This window comes from Aquimarina megaterium XH134, assembly GCF_000520975.1.
Taxonomy (GTDB): domain Bacteria; phylum Bacteroidota; class Bacteroidia; order Flavobacteriales; family Flavobacteriaceae; genus Aquimarina; species Aquimarina megaterium.
This window is the reverse complement of sequence record NZ_JACB01000032.1, coordinates 115,334-136,652: the sequence shown is the minus strand read 5'-3', so window position 1 is coordinate 136,652 and position 21,319 is coordinate 115,334. Positions and strand designations below refer to the sequence as shown.

21 protein-coding genes are annotated in these 21,319 nt (G+C 33.1%); 7 read left to right on the top strand and 14 right to left on the bottom strand.

The genetic code is table 11. The features are described from left to right. The first annotated feature begins 174 nt into the window (after positions 1 to 174). Positions 175 to 783 (top strand): superoxide dismutase, encoded by a 609-nt coding sequence (locus tag Z053_RS0117175; RefSeq protein WP_025666222.1) that lies wholly within the window; start codon positions 175 to 177, stop codon positions 781 to 783. Positions 784 to 1,044: 261 nt separating this feature from the next. Here the strand turns inward: Z053_RS0117175 and Z053_RS0117170 are convergent, their stop codons facing one another. Continuing rightward, entirely contained in the window at positions 1,045 to 2,943 is a 1,899-nt protein-coding gene (locus tag Z053_RS0117170; protein WP_025666221.1) for an amidophosphoribosyltransferase, read from the bottom strand. Positions 2,944 to 3,022: 79 nt separating this feature from the next. Beyond that, positions 3,023 to 3,952 (bottom strand): PfkB family carbohydrate kinase, encoded by a 930-nt coding sequence (locus Z053_RS0117165; RefSeq protein ID WP_025666220.1) that lies wholly within the window; start codon positions 3,950 to 3,952, stop codon positions 3,023 to 3,025. 443 nt (positions 3,953 to 4,395) lie between these two features. Here Z053_RS0117165 and Z053_RS28820 point away from each other — a divergent pair, with 443 nt between their 5' ends. Beyond that, the gene (locus Z053_RS28820; protein WP_025666218.1) at positions 4,396 to 5,472 is read left to right on the top strand and encodes a carbohydrate-binding protein; all 1,077 of its coding nucleotides are present in this window, start codon (positions 4,396 to 4,398) and stop codon (positions 5,470 to 5,472) included. Positions 5,473 to 5,602: 130 nt separating this feature from the next. Here Z053_RS28820 and Z053_RS0117150 read toward each other — a convergent pair whose 3' ends face one another. Further along, a complete protein-coding gene (locus Z053_RS0117150; RefSeq protein WP_025666217.1) occupies positions 5,603 to 6,238 on the bottom strand; it encodes a ribonuclease H1 domain-containing protein in 636 nt (211 codons plus the stop codon). A 178-nt stretch (positions 6,239 to 6,416) separates the two neighbouring features. After that, entirely contained in the window at positions 6,417 to 6,992 is a 576-nt protein-coding gene (gene purN / locus Z053_RS0117145) for a phosphoribosylglycinamide formyltransferase (RefSeq protein ID WP_025666216.1), read from the bottom strand. A gap of 181 nt (positions 6,993 to 7,173) precedes the next feature. Between purN and Z053_RS0117140 the strand changes: the two genes are divergently transcribed. The 5 genes from Z053_RS0117140 (at position 7,174) to pyk (ending at position 11,514) form a co-directional block, all read left to right on the top strand. Beyond that, positions 7,174 to 7,407 (top strand): acyl carrier protein, encoded by a 234-nt coding sequence (locus tag Z053_RS0117140; protein ID WP_024768509.1) that lies wholly within the window; start codon positions 7,174 to 7,176, stop codon positions 7,405 to 7,407. Positions 7,408 to 7,424: 17 nt separating this feature from the next. Continuing rightward, the gene (gene fabF / locus Z053_RS0117135; RefSeq protein WP_025666215.1) at positions 7,425 to 8,678 is read left to right on the top strand and encodes a beta-ketoacyl-ACP synthase II; all 1,254 of its coding nucleotides are present in this window, start codon (positions 7,425 to 7,427) and stop codon (positions 8,676 to 8,678) included. Continuing rightward, positions 8,679 to 9,413, top strand: coding sequence for a ribonuclease III (gene rnc / locus Z053_RS0117130; protein ID WP_025666214.1), 735 nt, complete (start codon positions 8,679 to 8,681; stop codon positions 9,411 to 9,413). 182 nt (positions 9,414 to 9,595) lie between these two features. Then, positions 9,596 to 10,087 (top strand): IPExxxVDY family protein, encoded by a 492-nt coding sequence (locus Z053_RS0117125; RefSeq protein ID WP_025666213.1) that lies wholly within the window; start codon positions 9,596 to 9,598, stop codon positions 10,085 to 10,087. Further along, entirely contained in the window at positions 10,087 to 11,514 is a 1,428-nt protein-coding gene (gene pyk / locus Z053_RS0117120; protein WP_025666212.1) for a pyruvate kinase, read from the top strand. The genes Z053_RS0117125 and pyk overlap by 1 nt, the downstream gene beginning before the upstream one ends. Before the next feature lie 58 nt (positions 11,515 to 11,572). Here pyk and Z053_RS0117115 read toward each other — a convergent pair whose 3' ends face one another. From Z053_RS0117115 to Z053_RS0117070, 10 genes are all read right to left on the bottom strand, one after another. Continuing rightward, a complete protein-coding gene (locus tag Z053_RS0117115) occupies positions 11,573 to 11,986 on the bottom strand; it encodes a response regulator (protein ID WP_025666211.1) in 414 nt (137 codons plus the stop codon). Between the two features lie 22 nt (positions 11,987 to 12,008). Then, on the bottom strand, positions 12,009 to 13,460 hold the full coding sequence (locus Z053_RS0117110) for a sensor histidine kinase (protein ID WP_025666210.1): 1,452 nt from the start codon (positions 13,458 to 13,460) through the stop codon (positions 12,009 to 12,011). A 34-nt stretch (positions 13,461 to 13,494) separates the two neighbouring features. After that, positions 13,495 to 13,890 (bottom strand): DUF2721 domain-containing protein, encoded by a 396-nt coding sequence (locus Z053_RS0117105; RefSeq protein WP_025666209.1) that lies wholly within the window; start codon positions 13,888 to 13,890, stop codon positions 13,495 to 13,497. 174 nt (positions 13,891 to 14,064) lie between these two features. After that, complete coding sequence (locus Z053_RS0117100; protein WP_025666208.1) at positions 14,065 to 14,691, bottom strand: collagen-like protein; 627 nt, start codon at positions 14,689 to 14,691, stop codon at positions 14,065 to 14,067. A 152-nt stretch (positions 14,692 to 14,843) separates the two neighbouring features. Further along, positions 14,844 to 15,866: an RNA ligase family protein gene (locus Z053_RS0117095; RefSeq protein WP_025666207.1), complete on the bottom strand. Its 1,023-nt coding sequence runs from the start codon at positions 15,864 to 15,866 to the stop codon at positions 14,844 to 14,846. A 15-nt stretch (positions 15,867 to 15,881) separates the two neighbouring features. After that, complete coding sequence (locus Z053_RS0117090) at positions 15,882 to 16,481, bottom strand: hypothetical protein (RefSeq protein WP_035096347.1); 600 nt, start codon at positions 16,479 to 16,481, stop codon at positions 15,882 to 15,884. Between the two features lie 189 nt (positions 16,482 to 16,670). Next, positions 16,671 to 17,276, bottom strand: coding sequence for an SIMPL domain-containing protein (locus Z053_RS0117085; RefSeq protein WP_025666205.1), 606 nt, complete (start codon positions 17,274 to 17,276; stop codon positions 16,671 to 16,673). 113 nt (positions 17,277 to 17,389) lie between these two features. After that, a complete protein-coding gene (locus tag Z053_RS0117080) occupies positions 17,390 to 18,403 on the bottom strand; it encodes a Kelch repeat-containing protein (RefSeq protein WP_025666204.1) in 1,014 nt (337 codons plus the stop codon). Positions 18,404 to 18,426: 23 nt separating this feature from the next. Continuing rightward, a complete protein-coding gene (locus tag Z053_RS0117075) occupies positions 18,427 to 19,215 on the bottom strand; it encodes a hypothetical protein (protein WP_025666203.1) in 789 nt (262 codons plus the stop codon). 310 nt (positions 19,216 to 19,525) lie between these two features. Continuing rightward, positions 19,526 to 21,148: a fibronectin type III domain-containing protein gene (locus Z053_RS0117070; protein WP_025666202.1), complete on the bottom strand. Its 1,623-nt coding sequence runs from the start codon at positions 21,146 to 21,148 to the stop codon at positions 19,526 to 19,528. Between the last annotated feature and the right edge of the window lie 171 nt (positions 21,149 to 21,319).

Sequence of the window (21,319 nt, the reverse complement as noted above, 5' to 3'; positions counted from 1 at the left end):
TAAAACCCGAAATTCTTATACCTATCAATTTCTATAAAATTACTACAACAAAAAAGGTCGTTTTTATTATCCTTCGGGTTTTAATCAATTTATAACAATTATAAATTTTTATTCATCATTCTAATTGTTAAATTTGATGTCGCTTTTATTTTTTATTAATTAAAATAATAACATATGTCATTCGAATTACCAAAATTAAACTACGCTTTTGATGCGTTAGAACCTCATATAGATGCTCGTACCATGGAAATTCATCATGATAAACATCATGCTGGATATACTAGCAAATTAAATGCTGCAATTGAAGGAACTGATCTTGAGGGTAAAACCATTGAAAATATTCTTATTAATCTAGATATGTCTAATGGAGCTGTTAGAAATAACGGTGGTGGATATTATAATCATAATTTATTTTGGGAGATAATGTCACCCAATGGAGGAGATAAGCCTTCTGGCGAAATTGCAGATGCAATTAATGCAGCGTATGGATCTTTTGATGCTTTTAAAGAAGCATTCTCAAAAGCAGCTGGCACAAGATTTGGATCTGGATGGGCTTGGTTATGTGTGCATCAGGGAGGAAAAGTAGAAATTTGTTCTACTCCTAATCAAGACAATCCCCTAATGCCTGGTATTGGATGCGGAGGAACTCCTATTCTTGCATTAGATGTTTGGGAACATGCATATTATTTAAACTACCAAAATCGTCGTCCAGATTATGTCGCAGCATTTTTTAATGTAATTGACTGGAACGAAGTAGCAAGCCGATATGCTCAAGGAAAATAAGTATCAATATATTTTTAAAAAAGAGTTACAATATTGTGACTCTTTTTTTATGTGAAAGTATTACGAAATGTCAGAAAATAAAAAAAGGTGGAAGAACCACCTTTTTTTGCCCCAAATCTACCATGAACTTAACCTACTTATGCTATGGCTTTGCTAATATAGAACGTTATTTCATAGTGAAAAAATGTTTTAGACGAAAGGTCAAAATACTTGTTGAAATACACAAATTAACCCTTTTTAACAACAAACATTTTTGTTTTTTTAATAAGCTCTTTCATTTTTACCTTCAAAGAAGTTTATAAAAGCCTTATTTACAACCCTATTTCCTCCTATTGTTGGATAATCTCCTGTGAAATACCAATCCCCAAGATTCTTAGGACAGGCTTTATGAAGGTTATCGACAGTCTGATAAATAATCTTTACATCAGCTTTTACCGATTTATCACTTAACAATTCTGATATTTTATCACTTATCTCCTGATCAGAAAATCCACTATAGATTTCTTTTACAAAATTTTGCACTTCGGAGTCTACTAAATTTTCCTGGGCTTTACATTTTTCATAAACCTGCTCTACCAAGTCATAATTTCCATTTTCTTTTAAAAGCTCTAATGCTGCCTGAAATGCCACTAGTCCTTCTAATCTTGCCATATCAATTCCGTAACAATCTGGATAACGAATTTGTGGTGCCGAAGAAACAACAACGATTTTCTTTGGTCCTAATCTATCCATCATCTTGATAATACTCTTTTTAAGTGTCGTTCCTCTAACGATACTATCATCGATTATGACTAAATTATCTTCTTGTTTTACTACACCATAAGTCACATCATAGACATGAGCTACCAAATCATCCCTACTACTATCTTCTGTAATAAAAGTACGAAGCTTAGCATCTTTGATTGCAATTTTCTCTGTTCTTAATCTGTATGAGAGAATTTCTGATAGACGTTCATCTGTTAACGTCTCTTTTTCTGAAAGTATAGTTTCGTTCTTCTGCTTATTTAATTCATCCTGGGCTGCTTCAACCATACCATAAAAAGAGGTTTCGGCAGTATTCGGAATAAAAGAAAAAACGGTATTTACTGTATCATGATCAATTTCTTCTAAAACCTGAGGCATAAGCAATCTTCCTAAACTCTTTCTTTCTTCATAAATTTCGGCATCACTTCCTCGTGAAAAATAAATACGCTCAAAAGAACATGCTTTTCTCTCTAATGGATCAATAATTCTATTTATCGATGTATCTCCATTCTTTTTGACGATAATTGCTTTTCCCGGATCAAGTTCTAATACATCATCAAAAGCAACATTAAACACAGTTTGAATAACGGGTCTTTCTGAAGCAACCACCACTACTTCATCATCTTTATAATAGTATGCTGGTCTAATTCCTGCCGGATCTCTTAAAACAAAAGCATCACCATGCCCAAGCATTCCTGCCATGGCATAACCTCCATCCCAATCTCTTGATGATTTCTTAAGGATTTTGGCAACGTTTAATCGTTCTGCAATTTGAGGAGAGGCTTCATTTTTATTAAACCCTTCTTTCTTTAATTTTTTATATAACTTGGCTACTTCAGAATCCAAAAAGTGGCCTATTTTTTCCATTACAGTAATGGTATCTACCTTATCTTTTGGATGCTGCCCTAATCTCACAAGGTTATTAAACAATACATCATTATTAGTCATATTGAAGTTACCAGCTACAATAAGATTACGATGCATCCAATTATTCTGTCTTAAAAAAGGATGAACACTCTCTACGCTATTTTTACCAAATGTCCCATAACGTACATGCCCTAGAAGTACTTCTCCTATGTAGGGAATATTTTTTTTCTGTAGTTCTACATCGTCAGCATATTCTGGATGCTCTACCAATTCTTTATTAATTCTATCATTAATCTGAGAAAAAATATCTTGTATTGGCTGCGATTCACTAGATCTAACTCTACTTATATATCGTTCGCCAGGAGCCGTATCTAATTTAATACTTGCAAATCCAGCACCATCCTGACCGCGATTATGTTGTTTTTCCATCATTAGATACATTTTATTTACTCCATAAAATGCACTACCGTATTTCTCCTTATAATACTCTAATGGTTTTAATAATCTAATAAATGCTATACCGCATTCGTGTTTTAACGCATCACTCATTGTATTCCAATTCTAAATGTTGTTGTGTTAATCATAATCAAAAAAGCCCTAAACAATCACTTTAGGGCTATACTTTATATCAAGACAATTCTATCTCGAATTGTGTTAACTCTTTAAACTGCTGAAGTCGCCTCTGAACCTCGTCTCGATTCAAATTCTCCATTCGCTCTGTACCAAATTTCTCTACACAAAAAGATGCGAGGTTTGAAGCATGAATAATTGCTTTTTTCATATTTTCGAATGAAATATCATCTGTCTTAGTTAGATATCCCGAAAAACCTCCTGCAAATGTATCTCCCGCTCCGGTAGGATCAAAAACTTCTTCTAATGGTAGTGCAGGAGCAAAGAAGATCTGTTCTTCATGAAATAATAAAGCTCCGTGTTCTCCTTTTTTAATCACAACATATTTTGGTCCCATCTTTTCGATTGCTCTGGCTGCTTTTACCAAAGAATATTCTCCACTTAATTGCCTAGCCTCTTCATCATTGATAGTAATTACATCTACTTTTGAAATTACCTTTAGAAGATCTCCCAAAAAGGCATCTTCCATCCAGAAATTCATAGTATCTAATATCGTAAGTTTTGGCTTAGTAGTAAGTTGTTCTATTACACCTAGCTGTACTAACGGATTTAGATTTCCTAGCATCACAATATCTGCATCTTTATAATTATCAGGAACCACAGGGTTAAAATCAGCAAGTACATTAAGTTGTGTATCTAATGTATCTCTAGAATTTAAATCATTATGATATCGACCACTCCAGAAAAAAGTCTTTCCTCCTTTTACGATCTCAACAGCAGAAGTGTCAATATTTTTTTCCTGAAGCATAGAAAGATAATCCAAAGGAAAATCTTCTCCAACTACAGAAACAATTGACGAAGAAATGTTGAAATTCGAAGCAGAAAGCGCAATATAAGGGGCTGCTCCTCCTAATATTTTATCGGTTTTACCAAAAGGCGTTTCAATAGCATCAAAGGCAATAGAACCTACAATAAGTAATTTACTCATACAACTAGCGTAATAATTTTTTGCAAATATACGTTTTACTTTTAAGTAGTAAGAAGATTAATACAAAGGTTATTTTCTGTTAGAATTTACAAGTATTTTCTTTGTGATGTTGTTCGATATTTGATAAATCTAAGTTAAAACACCTAAAATTTTATTACTTATTTAGAAATAGTAAACAGATAATCGTCTTTTTGCAGATTGGTATATGATTTTAGGTTTTGCCACTTTAACAATAACACACTCTAAATCAAAATTTTAACTCTTTATTTTGTGTATTGAAAATAATGCAAAATTATACCTAATAATTTATGAAAATGGCAATTTTTTGGTTCAAAAATTTCAAAAAAATTATAATTTCCGAAAAAAAAATTTAAAAAATGCCAAAATAATCTTAAAAAAATACCGTTCTTTACACCAATACAAACTCAAACTTTCAATTAATTATGAAAAAATTAAATTTAGCTAAACTTGTTTTAGCTACATCGCTTTCGGTTTTATTCTTCAATTGCGAAAAAGATTCTGAAGACATTATTGAAACTAATCAGTATGCAGATGCAAAAGCTGCTCATGTATGTATCGAAAAATGGGATACTAGCGAGAATAATTCAAAAGCTGCTAGTGTTAAATCAAAAGAATGGCAAGCTGGTCAAACTATCCGTGTAAAGTTTTTAAATGGAAATAATTTTGTACAGTCTAAAGTAAGACAATATGCTGTAGAATGGGAAAAGTATGCAAACATTAAATTTGAATGGGTATCTTCAAACAGCAGTGCAAACATCAAAATTGGTTTTAAAGAAGGTCAATTTGCAAACGAAGGTGGATCTTGGTCTTATTTAGGAACCGACTCTAATAATCATGCACATAGTATGCATTTTGGATGGTTTAATAATAATACTTCTGATACAGAATTTAGAAGAACCACAATTCACGAATTCGGACATGCTCTTGGTTTAATTCACGAACATCAAAATCCTGTAGCAGGAATTAACTGGGATAAAGAGGCAGTTTATGCATACTATGCTGGACCACCAAACAACTGGAGTAGAGCACAAGTAGATCATAATCTATTCAGACGTTATGAAGCAAATATTTCTAACTATAGTGCATACGATCCATTATCAATAATGCATTACCCTATTCCTGCAGAACATACTACAGATGGTGTTGCAGTAGGAAGAAATACTCAATTATCTGCTACAGATAAATCTTTTATTGCAAGAATATACCCTGGTTCTAATACTGGTGGTGGTAACTGTGATGGTGTAGCAGAATATAATAGTAATACTTCTTATTCTGTTGGAGATAAAGTAACTTACCAAGGAACTTTATATCAAAGAACTTCTAGCGGATGGAACAATCTTGGTGCATGTGATAGTACTCCTAGTACTGATATTTGCGCAGGCGTATCAGCATACAATAGTAATGCTTCTTATTCTGTTGGAGATAAAGTAACGTATAGAGGAACTTTATACCAAAGAACAGCTAGCGGATGGAATAATCTTGGTGCATGTGGTAACTAAGAGAAAAGAAATCGTACAATCTAATTTATTTGCTACATTAGATTAATGAAATCATTATATAAAAATGCTCCGGAAAAACACCGGAGCATTTTGTATTATACATTATTATTATCTAGAATACGTCTTAAAACTACTTTCTACCAAAATCCGCAGGTATTTCTCCCCATGCTTTGGTTTCCCATTTAACAATTGTAGTTGTATATGTATTTTCCTTGAGCCACTGCATAGCTCGATCTACCAAATCAAAAACTTCTTTGTTTTTAGCAGTTCGTTGCAGTTTTGTTTTACATGTCTTTTGTTTTACCCATCCTATCGCTATTTTAGAATCAGAATAAATAATACGGTCGCTATTTTTCTTTTTAAGGTACGCAAGACCATGTACAAGTGCCAAAAATTCTCCTATATTATTTGTACCTTGTCTAAAAGGGCCCTGGTGAAAAAGTTGTTTTTCGGTTTGGGTGTCTACTCCTCTATATTCCATCTTACCAGGATTACCACTAGAAGCAGCATCTACTGCTATTGAATACAAATTAGGTTCTCCTATTTTTGATAACTGTGCTGCAGTAAGTGTTTTTTTGGGCTTACTTTTACCTTTATAATCTTCATAATCGCCTTTATATGCTTTTTTGGCTACATCAAAAGAGTCAAAAGACTTATATTTTGCATTAGCATATCCTTTTACTGCTGCTTTACAATCATCCCATTTTGTATAAATCCCCGGCCTGTGTCCTTCCCAAACCACATAAAATTTTTCTTTCTTAGCCATTTTTATTCGTTGATTGTTCCTCGTTATTTATTATTAAGGTCTGTTTTGGTATCATTAACGATATTTCGGAAGCCACATTGAGCTTGTCGAAGTACTTTTGTCTTACAAATTTGCTTCGATAGACTTAGTATGGCAATTACTTTTCTTACTAAGCAACTTTAGTCGTAACATTTTCAAACTACTTTTTTTCAGCGAACAGAAGTTCTTCTATAACGATTGGAAAATGTTTATATTCTAATTGATGGATGGCCTGCGCTACATCTTCGGCAGAATCTTCTCTAGAAATTGATGTTTTAGCCTGAAAAATAATCGCTCCTTCGTCATAATGCTCGTTTACATAATGGATCGTAATCCCACTTTCTTTTTCTTTATTTCTAACTACAGCCTCATGTACATGATGACCATACATTCCTTTTCCGCCATATTTTGGTAATAATGCAGGATGAACATTTATCACTTTATCAGGAAAAGCTTCAATGATTTTTTTAGGAAAAATCCATAAGAACCCAGCTAGTACAATGATGTCAGGTTTGGCATCTTTTAAGATATTAAGCACTTCATTTGTGTCATAAAATGACTCTTTGTCAAAGTGTAACGCCTTTACTTTCAAGGCATGAGCTCTTTTTAATACTTTGGCACGCAGGTTGTTAGAGAACACATGTGTAACCTCGGCAATTTTTCGCTCGTGGAAGTACTTAATTATATTTTCGGCATTGGTACCTGAGCCGGAAGCAAAAATTATAATACGCTTCATAGTATGGTAAAGTTGTTAATTAGAGAGCACAAAAAAAATAATTATTATTCAATTTTAGGTAGCAAAAAGGCAATACTTCGCTATATTTGATAAAATACAAATACATTTTTATGGGATTGTGGGGTTTTAAAATAAAGTTTTTTATTTTTGCCACCTAATTAAAAAATTAAAATTAAACATTATGTCAGACATTGCATCAAGAGTAAAAGCGATAATCGTTGACAAATTAGGAGTAGACGAAAACGAAGTTGTAAATGAAGCTAGTTTCACAAACGATTTAGGCGCTGATTCATTAGACACTGTAGAATTGATTATGGAATTCGAAAAAGAATTCGATATTCAGATTCCAGACGATCAAGCTGAAAACATTGCAACAGTAGGTCAAGCAATATCTTATATTGAAGACGCAAAGTAATAACCTCACAACAAAATATGAATCTTAAGCGAGTTGTAGTCACAGGACTAGGTGCATTAACACCTATAGGTAACAATATTGATGAATATTGGGATGGATTAGTAAATGGAAAAAGCGGTTGCGCTCCCATTACCTATTTCGATACCGAAAATTTCAAGACTAAATTTGCTTGCGAAGTCAAAAATTATTCTCCCACAGACTATTTTGATAGAAAAGAAGCACGAAAACTTGATAAATTCGCCCAGTATGCTATTGTATCTTCTGAAGAAGCTATAAAAGATGCTGCTATTGACCTGGAAAAAGTTGATAAATTTAGAGTTGGTGTGATCTGGGGTGCAGGAATTGGCGGAATAGAGACTTTTCAGGAAGAAGTAATTGGCTATGCCAACGGAAATGGAACACCACGTTTTAATCCTTTCTTTATCCCAAAAATGATCGCCGATATTGCTCCTGGTCATATTTCTATACGAAATGGCTTTATGGGACCTAACTATACCACAGTTTCTGCTTGCGCTTCTTCTGCAAATGCAATGATCGATGCACTAAACTATATTCGTTTGGGTCATTGTGACATTATCATTACAGGAGGAAGTGAAGCTGCAGTTACTATAGCTGGTATGGGAGGATTTAATGCGATGCACGCTTTGTCTACAAGAAATGAAAGTCCAGAGACTGCCTCCAGACCATTTGACGCAACTAGAGATGGTTTCGTTCTGGGAGAAGGTAGTGGAGCTCTTATTCTTGAAGAATATGAACACGCAAAAGCACGAGGTGCCAAAATCTATGCCGAAGTAGTTGGTGGCGGAATGTCTAGTGATGCATATCACATGACAGCTCCGCATCCTGATGGAATAGGAGTAGAACGCGTGATGCTTAATTGTTTAAGAGATGCAGGTGTTACACCAGAACAAGTAGATGCTATAAACACTCATGGCACATCCACTCCATTAGGAGATGTTGCAGAATTGAAAGCTATTACTAAGGTTTTTGGAGATCATGCATCTAACATCAATATCAATTCAACAAAATCTATGACAGGACACTTACTTGGTGCAGCCGGAGCTATAGAAGCTATTGCTTCTATTTTGGCTATGCAAAAAAGTACAGTACCTCCTACTATCAATCACACTACAGTGGATGAGAACATAGATTCTTCATTGAATTTGACATTAAACAAAGCTCAAAAGCGTGAAATCACATATGCAATGAGTAATACTTTTGGTTTCGGAGGTCATAATGCTTGTGTGTTATTTAAAAAACTGAACGAATAAATGAATGTTATTCGAAACATACTAAATTCCCGCTCTGAAAAGAACGGGAATTTTTTTTCTAAAATTCAGAAAATAGTAAATTTTAAGCCCAAAAACATTAAACCTTATGAAAAAGCATTTACCCATAGGTCACTAAATTTAAAAGACAAAAAAGGAAATGCTGTTAATTTTGAAAGGTTAGAATTTCTTGGTGATGCCATGTTAAGCAGTGTTATCGCAGCTCACTTATTTAAAGAAGTACCCGAAGGTAATGAAGGGTATTTAACCAAAATGAGAGCCAAAGTAGTAAGTAGAAAGCATCTTAATGAATTGGGTAAAGATCTTAAACTAATTGAACTGGTGCGAACCAATATTCCTAAGTCTCAATTTGGAATAAATATACACGGAAACCTTTTTGAAGCACTAATAGGTGCTATTTACCTGGATCGCGGTTTTGTATACTGCGAACGATTTATCAAAGAGGCTGTAATCGATCCATATGTTGATATCGAAAGCCTCGAGGGACAAATCATTAGTTATAAAAGCTTATTGATAGAATGGTGTCAAAAAGAGAAAAAAGTATTTAGTTACGAAGTATATGAAGATACAGGTAAGGATGAAATGAAACATTTTGCCGTAAAGCTCTGGATAGATGATAAAGTAGTTGCAAAAGCAAGAGCTACTTCAAAAAAGAAAGCAGAAGAAAAAGCATCAAAAAGAGCTTATTTTGCATTTCAATCTAAAATAAATATCTAAATATCATTAGATTCTTTCTTATTAAATTAATCAAAATATACGCATACTAGAAAAACTATATTTTTTTATAGTTAAAAGATACTAACTCAATCGTTTTCGTAAAATAACTTTATCTTTAATTAAACTTGTTAGGTGAATTTATTTGTATATTTCGCGTTAAATCGGAAACAAAAAAAATCAAAGTGGCTGTTCAGCGGTTAGTATTAGATGCCTTTGCCGATGATGATTATGAACTTATTGCCATTCATTGTTCATTAGCTTCATATCGGTTGGCTTTTTTATTGAATAAAAACCTGAACTTAAAACTCTATAGAAAAAAAGAAGATATCAATTTTGAGTATAATGATCTCACTGCCAATTTTCCATTATATCAGTATGATGATCATTTTCAATATAGTACATATAGTCTTATCGGAAATAAATTTCAATCCAAAATAACATCAGAAAATCAGGTTTCTGAAGGCCTATTTACTACTATAGAGAATACATATACTACAAAATATTTAATTCCTGAATTAAAAAATGTAGATTATTTTCTAAAAATTGAGACCGAAGCATCAAATTTTTCAAGTAAGTCTTTGCTTATAGACATGCTTACCATTTCACAAATTATAACTGCATATCCTTTGGAATATGCTACACTTAAATCAAAGAACAACTTAATATTCGAATAATGCCAAAACGTAAAAGAACTAAAATAGTCGCTACTCTTGGACCCGCAACAAGTAGTGAAGAGATATTAAAAAAAATGCTGGAAGCAGGAGTAAATGTTTTCAGAATAAATTTCTCTCATGCTGATTATAATGATGTAAAAGAGCGCATTAAAATTATACGAAAACTAAGCAAAGAACATGGTTATAATGCATCTATACTTGGAGATTTACAGGGTCCTAAACTACGTGTAGGTGTTATGAAAAGAGATATCATTGTCAATGATGGTGATATGATCAATTTTGTGACCGGCAAACCTTTTGAAGGCACCTCTAAAGAGGTCTATATGAATTATGAAAGTTTTCCAAAAGATGTAAAAGCAGGTGAAAGAATACTGTTAGACGATGGAAAATTAATTTTTGAAGTCATCTCTTCTAACAAAAAAGATACGGTTAAGACCAAAGTAATACAAGGAGGTCCTCTAAAATCTAAAAAAGGAGTAAACCTTCCTAACACTAGTATTTCTTTACCAGCACTGACAGAAAAAGATATAAAGGATGCAATTTTTGCATGTGAACAAGGAGTGGATTGGATTGCGTTATCTTTTGTGCGTCATGCTCAGGATTTGATAGAATTACAAGATCTTATAAAAGAACATAGTGAGCACAAAATTCCAATTATTGCCAAAATAGAGAAGCCCGAAGGAGTAGAAAATATCGATAAGATTGTGGCTTACTGTGATGGATTGATGGTGGCAAGAGGAGATCTTGGAGTAGAAATTCCTGCCCAGGAAGTACCTCTAATTCAGAAAAACTTGGTACTCAAAGCTAAAACTGCCCGAATACCTGTGATTATTGCTACACAAATGATGGAAACAATGATCGATAGTCTTACACCAACACGTGCCGAGGTAAATGATGTCGCTAATTCTGTAATGGATGGAGCCGATGCCGTTATGCTATCTGGAGAAACTTCTGTAGGAAAATACCCTGTACAGGTGATCGAAACTATGTCTAAAATTATTAAAAGTGTAGAAAATTCTGATTTAATAACGGTTCCTCAAAACCCTCCTCATATTCGAACCAATAGGTTTATTACAAAATCTATTTGTTATCATGCTGCACACATGGCAAATGATATTGATGCCAAAGCAATCTGTACTCTTACCAATAGTGGTTATACAGCATTTCAAATTTCCGCATGGAGACCTGATGCACATATTCTGGTCTTTACCAGTAATCATAGAATCTTATCTCAGCTTAGTCTCTTATGGGGAGTAAAAGCTTTTTATTATGATAAGTTCGTAAGTACTGACGAAACTGTCGAAGATATTAATAAAATTGCATTAGAGCGTAAATTTGTAGAACAAGGAGATATGTTGATCAATTTGGCAGCAATGCCAATTACTGCAAAAGGAATGGTAAACACACTTAGGGTTTCGCAAATCTAAGGAATTCCTGCAATAGAATATTGTAGTAAAAAGCTTCTCTAAATGGGAAGCTTTTTTTCTATAAAGTTTGCTTTAAAAAGATAGCCTCTAAGTCCTCTATGGTAACTGGTTTTATAAGATAATCTTTTACCGTATTAATACTTTTTGCCCTTTCTATATCTACCGGATTAATTGAGGAACTTACAATGTATAGTGTAATAGTTTTTCCGAGTTTATTTTTGATTTTAGTGAAGTTATCCAAAAATTCCCATCCATCCATTACCGGCATGTTTAAATCAAGAAATATGATTTCGGGAATTGTCTTTTTATTTAAATTAGTTAAAATAGCCTCAAAATAATTAAGAGCGTCCTTACCATTTTGAAATACCATTAAGTTATTACAAAGGTTTTTTGCTTCTACAATCCTTTTTACAAGATTTACATACATATTGTCGTCGTCAATAATACAAGCTAATCCTATTTTGTGACTCATAATTTAAAGGGGGTATTTGTTATTAAAATTCAATTATAAAAGTTGTTCCTTTATCTACTTCACTCTCTACAGTAATTTTTCCATCAAGTGATTCTACCTGGTTTTTTGTTAAAAATAGTCCGATTCCTACTGCATCCTTGTTGTAATGAAATGTTTTATACATGCCAAATATTTTATCTTTAAACAGTTTCATATCAATCCCCCTACCATTATCAGTAACCTTTAAAAACTCTTTACTACCTCTAGAATAGCTTTTGATTTTTATTACTGGATCTCTATCCTGATGTTTATATTTTATAGCATTCGTTATTAAATTTAACAGAATACTTTCTAAATATGCAGGAATATAATTAATTGTATTTAATTCGCTAAAATCTGTCTTGATTTTGGTCTTGCTCATAGAAATCATTTGCCCGATTCCACTTGCAACCAAATTAAAAGCATCCTGAAATTTGACTGGTTTTTTTTCCTGGTCCTTATTTGTGTGTATTGCTACAATCTCATTAAGGTGTTCGATGGTTGTATTTAAACTATACGATATTTGTTTAATTTCTTTAACCAATCCAATCTTTTCCTTAGGATCATCTATATCTTCAATCAACTGTACTAATAAAGATAGGTTACTGGTATGAGATCTAAGGTTGTGAGATACGATATGAGCAAAATTGAATAATCTAGAGTTCTGAGATGCAATAATATCAATTGATTTTTGCAGACTTAATTCCTTTTTTTTTATTTCATCTATATCCTGAAAAACACCTCTAATCCCAATTATTTCTTTATTTTCATTATATACAGGTTTTCCTATCGCTCGTACCCAAAATTCTCTTTTGTTGGCCGTTACCATTTTAATTTCGGTGTTAAAAGGTGTACCTACCATAGCACAATTAAAAAATAAATCTGCTGCCTGTTGCCTTGAATCTTCTGCGTAGTAGTTGGCAGAATCTTTAAGAGAAGGAATATAGTTGTCGGCATATTCTAAAATTCTTCTGGTCTCAAAATCCCAGAAACTTTTCCTTTCCTGAAAATCTACATACCAGCTCCCCGTAGCTGTCATTTGGGCAGTTTCTTTATAGTAGAAATTATCTTTTGTAATATCCTGCTCTGGCTCTAGTTTGATTTCAATAAAAAAGACAAGGCTAATCTTAGATTTTATATTTACTGGTAATTCATCATTAGTTGCACATCTATATAGCTTATAACTTCCTTTTTTATCAAGAATTTTTATATGCTGTTTAAAACTTACAGCATTACGTCGATAGCTAAAAAAATTATCTCTGAATAACTCAACATCTTCTTGATGTATCAGGTGTTCTAAAAAATATTCTATTTTTGACTCTAGTTCATTTTTTGTATATCCTAAACTAGCATAAAATTTTTCTGACCAAATCTCTCTTTCCGGATCATCATACAGCTCCCAATATCCAGCATTGAAATCTTGAATTACATTATTAAAAAGTTCATTTTGAAGCATTCAGTAGCATTTATCATAACAAGATAAGGATTTCTTAGGTATTCTCTTCGATTCTATTAAGCCTAATAGCTAGTGCTTTGGTAGAGATCTGAACTTCTATAAATGATAAAAAAAGTGAAATCATAAGTAAGAAAAGACTGATGCCAAATACTATATTAGCCCAGGATATCTTTTCTACATACAATAAAAACATGGTAATCACACTCGTGAGAAAACTAACAATAGCTATAGCCTGCATATTTCTAATCAACCATAATCGTTTTCTTAAATTTTTGATTTGCAATACGGTATTTTTTGATCGTGAAGTCAAATATTCCTCATGCAATTGCCGTATCAATGCTGCAATAGCTAAATACCTTGCATTATAGGCCAGCATAGTTAATGATATTGCAGGAAATAACAAAGCTGGAATACTCATAGTTAGCGTCATAAAAAAGAATTTAGGGCTACTAATTTAGGCTAAAAAAATAGAGCAACAAATGACAAATCATATCTCATCACCATTTATATCATTCAAATTTCAGAATTTATTCGTACAAAAAAGTGAGCAATACCCTTGTATTGCTCACTATACATAATTCAAATTAATGATTGGTTATAAAGATTATTCTGGGATATTAAATAAAGTTATAATTTCTTCATACGACATCTTGGTATAGTCTATCGCTGATTTTGTAGCTGAACTTGTGGATGCCGCAACTCCACCAGGAATAATTACATACCTAAAGTCATCAAAGAAAGTGAATATATTAGTCGACCCATCCAACGTAGTTACTTCAATTCGTAACGAACTTCCTCCGACAAAGCTTGCAACTTCAAAACCGTAGTATTCATTTTGCGAAGCAAGTATATATGGAAGTTGTTTGATTTCAGAAACTAGTATGTTTACCTCATGTCGCCCATAGACCAATATTACATCTTCATTGAGATTGAATTCACTAAGATTAAAGGTAGTGAGAAGTTGCTCGTTAGTTTCAGCCGCTACATTAGTTTCAAAATCTTCTGCAATCCAATCAGAATAAATTACATTGGCAGTTCCCGGCTGCCCATCTTCACCATCTTGTCCATCGGCACCATCATTACCGTCTGTTCCATTAGCACCATCAACTCCGTTAACTCCATCCTGGCCTGCAGGCCCTATTGCTCCATCTTCCCCATCAGAACACGAAAAGATCAATAGCGATACCATCACTATCATCATCCCCTTTACTAAATTTGTTATTGCTTTCATTTTTATAATTTTTAAAAGTTAATGGCACAAACCTAGTATGGGTAAGAATATGTACTGTCCGAAAAGTTTGAATTTCAAAGAATTCGGACACTTTTTAAGGGGTTTAACTCTATTTTATGTATCAAATACTGATATATTATCTTTGTATATATTTAAAACTGGGAAATCATTACTCTTTTGATGTCTACCTTAATTCTAATTTTGATCCATTCTTTTTGTACTTCATTGAGTTCTTCTAGTACCTGATCATGATCTTCATTAAAATCTGCAATGGCATCGTGTAAAAATTCGGTTTCTATCGCTGTTAATCGCGATTCATTATTTTTATCTAATGCTCCTATTTTGGATACTACACTATCTAACCTGTTTTTGGTAATATAACTGCGTATTTCATCTATTAAAAAGGCAAGCTCTTCTGTATTTGAAGATACCTTTGGTGTAAACATCCATTTTTGAGCTTTGTGAAATTTCTTTTCTTCATCAAACTCCTTATTTTTAAGTTTAATAACAGGTCTGATTTGATTTTCAATTACCCCTTTTTGATTATAGGGTTTTACCACAATCCCTTCTATCAAATTATTTTCTAATTTGGGAAGATGAAACACCTCAGGAATTGTAGATTGGATTCGAGTATCAAAATTTAAGGCTTCATTAAACTTACCAACAAACAAAGGTCTTGCATAAAATATATCATGTTTTTCAAAATATGTCATTGCAATCTCATATGACACATAATACTTTTCATTATTTTCTATGGCAATGTCAAAAGCACAAAATTCGATTTCTGGAGTATAATACACTCCTGTTTGTATAGCTTGTACATGCTTATTTGAAGTGACTTTTGGATGAGGATATTCGCCGCCGAATAATTCTCCATACAAAATATATTTAGCTCCTTTAATATCAAAACTCAATCTCTCGAAAAGCTGAAGAACATTATTTTCAATACGCTGTACAACCATTTGAAACCCAAAAAAATCATCCTTCCATGATAAATACTCTTTTCTTTTAGCAAATTTTAGTTGTCCATTTTCATATACAAAACTAAAATTTGCTCCGTGTATTTTTTCTGTAACAACCCATTGTAATTTTTCCAGTTTGCGAAAATCATGATCATTGATCCCTAAATTTTTAAGGTTTTTAGGTATTTTCTCATATCCAGAAAATTCTTTCATACTATCCCAAAAATGTTAATCCATCGTTTCTTTACAAGCTATAACTTGTTTTACCTCTGCCTCTAAACCATAGTTTTTCCATAAAGCCACATCCTTTTTTAGTTCTAATGCATTTTGATTAGACTGAATATATCTTTTAATGGATAGTAAAATAGGATCATTATCTCCTTTTATTTTTAACATCGACTTTCCTCCCGGAATACTATAATTATCTTCGTATTCATAGCAAAAAACCAATACCCGATCTCCTTCTTTTACATCTTGCTCATAGAAGTAATCTGAAACAAAGAACTTTTGTTTATCATATCTATTCTTCTTAAGGATTCTTGAGGTTAATACCTCATCGATATCAATAATCCCTCGTTGAGAAGTATAGAGCATATCATCATTCTTAATCGGATCATCAATATGTTGAATAGTGCCTAAAAAAACTAATGCATATGTATCGCCACAATTACCAATAAAAGGCCCAGATTGTGGCCACCAATATGTATATCCCACCCTAAGGGTGTCTGATGAATATAATGGTGTATTTGCTTCTTTTTTTTGTGCATAACTCGTACTAAAAAAAAGAAGAGCAAAAATTACTATCGCTTTTGTCAATATATGGTACATTTCTATTTCTAAATTTAATTTGTATTCACTCTCTTACTTTAGCTTTTGATTTACAACCAAATAAGAATGTCAATAATAGTACTATTATTGACATTCATTTCATTACTTACTTAATTTTAGCTTAAAGTTAATCATTTTTCGTTTCGTTTTTTAGAGATACCTCTACCGTTTTATTTGATTCTCAAAAATCTATTCTAAAACAAAGGTTACTGTTATGTAATGCTTTTGTAGTTCTTGTGATTTGTTCACATTATAATATTGTTGCTTATAATTGGTATCTTTTATGCTTTGTATACTCCCTACCTTTTTATTGATACTACCTGCAATTCGAGTGGCTTTACCTCTAGCATCCTGGATAGCTTTTTTATTTAATATCATCATTTCTTCATTGGTCTTTTCTTTGGCAATAACATCCACCCAAGTGATTGTTACTCCTTTCATTTTTTGAGCATGTATTTTTTTTACTTCATCAAGGGATTTTGTAACATAAAAATAATAGGCCTGTGCTCCATAACCCGTAGAGGTAATTTTGTATAAAACATTTTCCTTAAACTTTTCAAAATCCACACCTATAGTGTTCAATTTGTTCTTATAATCCTCTTTAAGTTGTGATATACTTTTGGATTCAATATTTTGATATCCATCTGCCATAACTTCTCTGAATTCGACATTAATAATATATTTTTCGATATCAACTTTTTTAGAACATTCTCCTATTACACTTATTGTATTATTTTGTTGCTGCCCAAACATAGGAACAGTGCTTATTAGCAGAATTAGAATTAATTTTTTCATTATTTATTGTTTTTATTTAAGTAATCTCAAACGTTGACACATACCATTGCTTAAAAATTGGATGTAAAATTCAATAGTTAGAATAGTCACGTGTATCAGAAATGTCATTGTTATTATTCAAAAGACCAGATATCGTCATAAAAATCATCTGGACTTCCGTTATCCAACGCATACCCATTAATGATCCACAATTTCTTGTCAAAATACACAGATGTATGCTCCGTTCTTTCTTGAAATTTTTTAGTTAAATAAGTTTTTTTCCAATCTATACCATTGGTACTATACCAGAAATCATTAAAATACTCGAAGTCGTTATTTCTTGTTCCGGCAGTTAACCACATTCCCTTTTTATCTACTGTTACTGTATGATTTCTTCTGGGTAAAAAATCTGCATCTGGGGTAGCAAGAAACCATTGAAAACCATTTGGGGAATACCATACATCGTTTAAAAAGTTATTATTGATATCATAACCGCCTATAACCCATATTTTATTATCATACACTACAGAGGCATGATCTCTTCTTGCTCCAAAAGGTGCGAGGTTAGAAACTAAATTCCATTTAACTCCATCGCTACTTACCCAAATATCACCTTTTTCGACTCCATTTTCATGACCACCAATTACAAACATTCTTCCTTGTAAATCGACCATCGTATGTCCTGATCTTGGTGAAAAAGAAGCATTGTTTGTAGCTTCTTTCCAGGTCTCCCCATCTGCACTATACCAAACATCATTCATTTCATTAACAAGCCTACCACCTGTTATCCACATTTTACCTTGAGAGACAGTTGCAGCATGACCTGTTCTTGCTGAAAAAGAAGCCTTTTTTGTGGCTGCCATCCAGGTAGTTCCATCTTTACTATACCATGCATCGTTATAGTATATTCCTGGACCATTACCCGCTATTACCCACATTTTATTGTCAAATACAAGTGAGGTATGATTTGCTCTACCGCCAAAAGGCGTTTCTTTAAGAATCTTCTTAGGATGTAAACTAATTGCTTTGGTCATAAAAGATTTGGCATTACTTTTTTCAAAGTTTTCTATCTGGATTTCTTCAGTATCACATGATAAAAAGATCGTAGATACAAATGCTAGTAGTATTATATATATCTGTGTTTTCATTGTAATTTATTTATTGTTACTATTTATTTTATCTCAATAGCGTCACAAGTCCCTACAAACGGAATACCTGCGTTACCAAAAGCATATGTAATAAGCCCTATATAAACTTTACTATCGTATGAAGGGGCGGTTCCTGGTAATTTACCCGTACCATTATAAAGTATCCATTCATCTGAAGTACTATTGCTTGTTAAATTTGGTTGTTGCCAATAAAAAGTAAGTTCATAATTTTCATCTCCAACAATACGGATATCTGCTCGTCCCAAAGGAGCCATATCTATACCTATGTCGTCTACAGAAGAAATACCATTTACCGTGTTTTTACCTTCTATAGTAAATCTTCTTGTTCCTCTGTGACCTATAACCACATGAGAAGAGTTTATAGAGCTAAAATCTTCTACATGTACTTGAATCCCCGAAAAGTTGTATTGAGTATCACTATGAGCTGGTCCTGTTTGAGAATTGGCAGTAGTGCCAATACCAATATTTCTTGCAATAAACTCAAAAGGAAACGTAACTAATTTAGCATCTAATCGCCCTTGCTCTTCGTTAAAATGTAAGGTCTGATTATTCGTATTATCGTCTAAAACTGCATGATATCTACCTGAAACCCTACTTACATTTGGCAATACTGTAGCATTGTTTGTTATATAATCTACTAGAGGACCAGTACCTTCAAAGTCATCAAAAATTCTTTTTTCTGGATTTGTAATAGGATCTGGTTCAGAATTAGAATTTAGAACATTATCATCCTTACTACATGAAATTAGTATAACAAAAAAAATTACACTTACATATTGAATTATTTTCATCCTTTTCATCTCTCATTTTTACGTTAATTAATAGCCAAATATGTATCTCACAATGGCCTTTATGAAATCTATTATTGTTTTTCTATTATGATAAAAAGCTAATGCCACAAACCTAACTACAGTCACAGTTTGAAGTATCCGAAAAGTTTGAATTTCAAAGAATTCGGACATTTTTTAAGGGGTTTACCTGTAGGTTAGAAAAAAAAGGATCCCCATTATCTTGTTAGGTTAGGTAATGAGGATCCGGGTAATGAAAAGCATGGACAAAAAAACCTAATCATTACAAACTATTTTTATCGTATACAGGAGGTTATTCTAGTTTTACTACCCAGCAATCCCACTTACCTTTGCCAGCACCACTAATATCTCCTCCCGGAGCATAAACATAACCGGCTACGATGTAACCATTATTGGTTTGTTGAATCGAATTTGCGTAATCAGGTTCTGGACCACCAAAGCTAATTTCCCATGACAATTCACCAAGAGGATTTAGTTTTACCGCCCAAAAATCTGCATATCCTCCGTTATTAACACTTGCATCAAAGTCACTTGCTCCCGAGTTACCAGCAAAGACATATCCTCCATCTGTAGTTTGTTGAATAGAGCGGGCAACATCACTCTCTGAACTACCAATGTTAACCTCCCATATCAATTCTCCCGAGGTATTTAATTTTACAATCCAGCAATCTTTTTTTCCATTATTACTGCTTACATCAAAATCTAAGGATTCTGAATATCCAGCTACGATATAGCCCTGATCTGTTGTTTGATGAACATCATATGCATAATCATCCAGTGTTCCTCCAAGGTTTGTTTCCCAAACCAGATTTCCTAAAGCATCCAATTTTACAATCCAATAATCTTTTCCTCCATAATTTCCTCCTACATTACCATTTGAGGATTCTGAATATCCTCCAACAATATAACCTCCATCAATAGTTTGCTCAACCGATTCCGGAATATCAAATCCAGAACCTCCAAGATTTGTTTCCCATACTAAAGCTCCCATAGTATCTAGTTTTATTACCCAATAATCTAAACCTCCATAATTTCCTCCAATATCCCCACTTGAAAAACCTGCAGAGCCAACCACAACATAACCTCCATCTGATGTTTGTTGGATGCTTCTTGCTCCATCATTTCCGCTTCCACCATAGCTCACCTCCCAAATCAAATTTCCGAATTCATCCAGTTTTACAATCCAATAATCAGAAGAAGAAGTATTACCACTAATATCCTGATCATTAGAATCGGTTGCTCCTGCCACTATAAATCCGCCATCTGATGTTTGTTGTATACTTCTTCCTGAATCATCACTAGATCCTCCCAGGTTTGTTTCCCATATCAAATCACCCGAACTACTTAGTTTAATTACCCAATAATCTCCTCCTATATATCCATCTGCATCGTTATTACCACCTACATCTCCATCATCAGAATTTGCAGTACCCGCAACAATATAGCCTCCATCTACTGTTAGTTGCAGCGCATTAGCAACATCAATCTCAGAACCTCCATAAGATTTTTCCCATGCTATTGATACTTCTTCGCTAATTACTACTCCGTCTTCTGTATCAAAGGCAAATGTGTTTTCTGATGTTCCTCCTTTTCCATCAGAAGCTACTACTTTCCCATTGTAAGTGGTTTGGGCATCAAGTCCTTCTAACAAAAATTCTGCGGCTTGTACATCTGATTGTATGGAATTCTCTCCCAAAAAAATAGTATACGATACATCATCATCATCTGGATCAACTGCGAGAGTCCATTCTAATAGTGCGCTATTATCAGTTATCTGGTTAACCTGTATGGTAAAATCTCCTGGCACCTGATTCTCGACTGATACAGGAGGTATAACTCTGTCATCATCATCTTTGCATCCTACAATCAACACGCAAAAGATGATTAAACGATATAAAAACTCTTTCTTTTTCATTTGTTTATGTTTTTATGGTTTGTTTATAAAAATCTATCCTTATTCTTAGCCTACTATAGAGCAACAAACTGCTTAAGCTAAAAACAAATACCTGGTTTGTACTAGTGTAGTACTTAGATGATAAAATTAATTAGGGTGAAGTGTACGAATGTCCAGAAAGTTTGAATTTCA

Bases quoted from the DNA above. Each gene is read 5' to 3' on its own strand.
- Z053_RS28820 (WP_025666218.1), top strand. From the start codon at position 4,396: ATGAAAAAATTAAATTTAGCTAAACTTGTTTTAGCTACATCGCTTTCG.
- Z053_RS0117165 (WP_025666220.1), bottom strand. From the start codon at position 3,952: ATGAGTAAATTACTTATTGTAGGTTCTATTGCCTTTGATGCTATTGAA.
- Z053_RS0117080 (WP_025666204.1), bottom strand. From the start codon at position 18,403: ATGAAAACACAGATATATATAATACTACTAGCATTTGTATCTACGATC.
- Z053_RS0117085 (WP_025666205.1), bottom strand. From the start codon at position 17,276: ATGAAAAAATTAATTCTAATTCTGCTAATAAGCACTGTTCCTATGTTT.
- Z053_RS0117115 (WP_025666211.1), bottom strand. From the start codon at position 11,986: ATGAGTCACAAAATAGGATTAGCTTGTATTATTGACGACGACAATATG.
- purN (WP_025666216.1), bottom strand. From the start codon at position 6,992: ATGAAGCGTATTATAATTTTTGCTTCCGGCTCAGGTACCAATGCCGAA.
- rnc (WP_025666214.1), top strand. From the start codon at position 8,679: ATGAATGTTATTCGAAACATACTAAATTCCCGCTCTGAAAAGAACGGG.
- Z053_RS0117175 (WP_025666222.1), top strand. From the start codon at position 175: ATGTCATTCGAATTACCAAAATTAAACTACGCTTTTGATGCGTTAGAA.
- Z053_RS0117075 (WP_025666203.1), bottom strand. From the start codon at position 19,215: ATGAAAATAATTCAATATGTAAGTGTAATTTTTTTTGTTATACTAATT.
- Z053_RS0117150 (WP_025666217.1), bottom strand. From the start codon at position 6,238: ATGGCTAAGAAAGAAAAATTTTATGTGGTTTGGGAAGGACACAGGCCG.
- Z053_RS0117140 (WP_024768509.1), top strand. From the start codon at position 7,174: ATGTCAGACATTGCATCAAGAGTAAAAGCGATAATCGTTGACAAATTA.
- pyk (WP_025666212.1), top strand. From the start codon at position 10,087: ATGCCAAAACGTAAAAGAACTAAAATAGTCGCTACTCTTGGACCCGCA.
- Z053_RS0117110 (WP_025666210.1), bottom strand. From the start codon at position 13,460: ATGCTTCAAAATGAACTTTTTAATAATGTAATTCAAGATTTCAATGCT.
- Z053_RS0117070 (WP_025666202.1), bottom strand. From the start codon at position 21,148: ATGAAAAAGAAAGAGTTTTTATATCGTTTAATCATCTTTTGCGTGTTG.
- Z053_RS0117170 (WP_025666221.1), bottom strand. From the start codon at position 2,943: ATGAGTGATGCGTTAAAACACGAATGCGGTATAGCATTTATTAGATTA.
- Z053_RS0117090 (WP_035096347.1), bottom strand. From the start codon at position 16,481: ATGTACCATATATTGACAAAAGCGATAGTAATTTTTGCTCTTCTTTTT.
- Z053_RS0117095 (WP_025666207.1), bottom strand. From the start codon at position 15,866: ATGAAAGAATTTTCTGGATATGAGAAAATACCTAAAAACCTTAAAAAT.
- fabF (WP_025666215.1), top strand. From the start codon at position 7,425: ATGAATCTTAAGCGAGTTGTAGTCACAGGACTAGGTGCATTAACACCT.
- Z053_RS0117100 (WP_025666208.1), bottom strand. From the start codon at position 14,691: ATGAAAGCAATAACAAATTTAGTAAAGGGGATGATGATAGTGATGGTA.
- Z053_RS0117105 (WP_025666209.1), bottom strand. From the start codon at position 13,890: ATGACGCTAACTATGAGTATTCCAGCTTTGTTATTTCCTGCAATATCA.